The organism is Allobaculum sp. (assembly GCF_047010065.1).
GTDB classification, from domain to species: domain Bacteria; phylum Bacillota_I; class Bacilli_A; order Erysipelotrichales; family Erysipelotrichaceae; genus Allobaculum; species Allobaculum fili.
Map to the genome: position 1 here is coordinate 1 of NZ_JBKXLD010000154.1, position 2,854 is coordinate 2,854.

Here is a 2,854-nt window from a genome sequence, read left to right on the forward strand (position 1 = left end):
GTTCTGGCCTTTTGCGGAGGAATCGCAGCGGCGCAGCTGATTCATCTGCACTTTTTGCACGCCCGCTTTCACTGGCGGCAGATGATTACTGTACTTATGATCGTCCTGCTTCTGGGCGTACCGTTTATTGAAGCCGATTCGCTGGCCAACGCGCTCGTTTCCTTTTCCTGCGCCATGCAGGTGCAGACGTTTCGCAAGTTTCATGGCATTCCCTTCGCTTCAACCATGTGTATCGGCAATTTGCGCGGCGGTACGGATTCTCTGATCAGCGCCATTCACAGTAACAATTCAGGCCTGTTTGAAAAAGCCTTCAGTTATTTCCTCATTATCGGTCTGTTCGTTCTAGGTGCCGGGCTGGGCAGAGTGTTCTGCCTGCAGTTTGGCTTAAAGACGATCTGGATTTCCTGCGCCCTTCTGCTTTGTGCGCTGGTCATGATGAGCGTCCATCCGGATGTCGTGGAAAAATAAAATAAGGGTCTGTGTTCGAGAAAAGGGGGACCTTTGTCGAATACAGACCCTTTTGATTTGGATCCAAATCGTTTGGAAAGGATAACGTCACGCTCAGGCCGTTTTTGCCTGCAGGTGTCTGCGCGCGGACGCGGGCAGAGAATTCCAGATGACGCTGCAGATGACGATGGCCGCGCCAGCAAGCGATAAGCCGCTGAGCGATTCGTAGCCGGCCAGAGCAACGAGCGTCGGATTGAGTACCGGTTCGATCGCGTTGACCAGAGACGCGTTGAGCGCGCTGATCAGGCCGGTTCCTAAAGCGAAGAATACATAGGCGAAGCCGACCTGGAAAGTACCGAGCCAGAAAATCGCAAACAGATTGGAAGGCGTCATGGAACAGCCGTAAGCAAACGGAGCCATGCAGATCACGGTACCGATCTGGCCAAGGAAAATGGACGAGAGGGCATCGCCGTTTTTAAAGCTGTTCAGCATGAACAGAATCGCGTAGAAAAATCCGGAAAGGATCGCGATCAGATCGCCGGCCCAGCTGCCGGACTGCAGCGAATCCAGGAAGAAGCAGACAATGCCGATCACAATGAGCGTCAGGGCGATGATCTGTCTTCGATCCGGCTTTCGATGAAACAGGATAAGGTTCAGCAGGACGATCCAGATCGGGCAGGAAAACTGCAGGACAATCGCGTTGCCCGCAGCCGTCATTTTGTTCGAAAGAACAAAGAGCGTTGTCATGAACATGTACGCCACCGCCCCCGCAAACACCGATTTGTTCAGGCGCAGGCGATGGTGGGTAATAAGCATGAACAGACCGATCACGACAGCCCCAAAGCAGGAGCGAACGCCGTTAATGGCCAGCGAATTCCAGTTCGTCCATTTCAGAACGAGACCGCCTGTCGCAAAAAGAATTGAGGCAATGACCATGTACAAAATGCCTTTTGCCCCTTTTGAAGAAGCCATCCTCCTGGAAGAGGACGGCGATAGAGCGGCGATCTCGTCGCTCTCGGTTACCGTTTGACGCATACTTCCAGATCCTTTCTTAAACTCGGTTAACTCTTTTTATTCACTCTTATTGATTCGATACTTTGCCGCCTTCAGCCGGCCTTGATTTCGTTTTTAATCGTTCCGTTCAGCCACGAAAAGAGGTTGTCAAAGACAATTTCCGCCCGCTCTTTCATGGACTGTTCAGAATCGTAGGCGATATGCGGTGTCAGAATCGTATTGGGCGCTTTTAAAAGCGGCAGATCGAGGGGCAGAGGCGGCTCCTGATCAAAGACGTCAATACCTGCTCCCGCAAGATGACCGTTTTCAAGAAGAGCAGCCAGTGCATTGTTATCGAGAATAGGTCCGCGCGCCGTGTTGATGACGATCGCTCCCGGCTTCATGCACTCCAGCTCCTTTTTACCGATCAAACCGCGTGTCTGATCGGTCAGCGGCAGATGCAGGGAAAGAATATCGCTTTCCTGAAGCAGCTTGTCCAGGGGCACCTGTTCATCGATCCAGTCACAATGAACTTGCGAGCGATTGAACGCCAGAACGCGGGCGCCCATCGATTTAGCCAGCTGAGCCGTACGCAGACCGATTTTTCCCGCGCCGGCAATACCGACGGTCCGATTCTGAAGCGTCCAGCCTTCCAGACGGCCTTTGGCCTTGCCTTCCCGGCAGGCCTGCTGAAGCGCTGGCACTTTTCGTGCAAGTAAAATCATCATTGCAATCGCCAGTTCCGCAACCGATTCCGTGGCATAGCCCGACGCGTTGGAAATCGCAATGCTGCGGTGCAGGGCTTCCTTTACGGGAATGTGATCGACGCCGGTAAAGGCGACATCGATATAGCGAAGATGATCTGCCTGATCAAGAACAGAATCCGGAAGCGGCATATTCGCCAGAATCAGCACGTCCGCATCCCGGACTTCCTCTTTGAGGGTATCGACATCGGATGTCCGTTCGTAAACAGTAAAGCGATGTCCGGCGGCTTCAATTTGGGATCGATACGAATCCAGCAGGCCCTGGGGAATGCCGAGGGATTCAAGAAGAACAATATTCATAAAAACATCCTTTCCAGACGCTTCCTCTCCCGCAGACGAGACGGTCCGAACGCGGTGAGAGAAAGAATCGGTCTTCCAGCAGCCGCATGTCGGGCTGTCCTTTTAGTTTTAATCGTTCTGTCTGCAGCGCGCAATGGCGATCCCTCCGGAGCCAAAAAGGACAGGCGGAATCGTATGGAACTTTTGCCTGAAACAAAATCCAGAGTGTTTTCGCCATACACGAATCAGGGGAGATCCGAGAAATATCTCGGCGCAGCGATTCTGCCATCTCCAGAAAAGCACCAAAGGATATAAATCGTAAGTGTCAAACAATCGACGGGTATACGCGAGACTGAATATTAGATACGCTA

3 protein-coding genes are annotated in these 2,854 nt (G+C 52.5%); 1 reads left to right on the plus strand and 2 read right to left on the minus strand.

Annotated features, from left to right (window positions below; translation table 11 throughout):
* The coding region (locus ACLUYS_RS09710; RefSeq protein WP_412659765.1) for a YoaK family protein at positions 1–468 on the plus strand (468 nt) is incomplete at its 5' end.
* Between the two features lie 93 nt (positions 469–561).
* Here ACLUYS_RS09710 and ACLUYS_RS09715 read toward each other — a convergent pair.
* On the minus strand, positions 562–1,482 hold the full coding sequence (locus ACLUYS_RS09715) for a DMT family transporter (RefSeq protein ID WP_230267918.1): 921 nt from the start codon (positions 1,480–1,482) through the stop codon (positions 562–564).
* A gap of 71 nt (positions 1,483–1,553) precedes the next feature.
* Positions 1,554–2,504, minus strand: coding sequence for an NAD(P)-dependent oxidoreductase (locus ACLUYS_RS09720; RefSeq protein WP_288339008.1), 951 nt, complete (start codon positions 2,502–2,504; stop codon positions 1,554–1,556).
* Between the last annotated feature and the right edge of the window lie 350 nt (positions 2,505–2,854).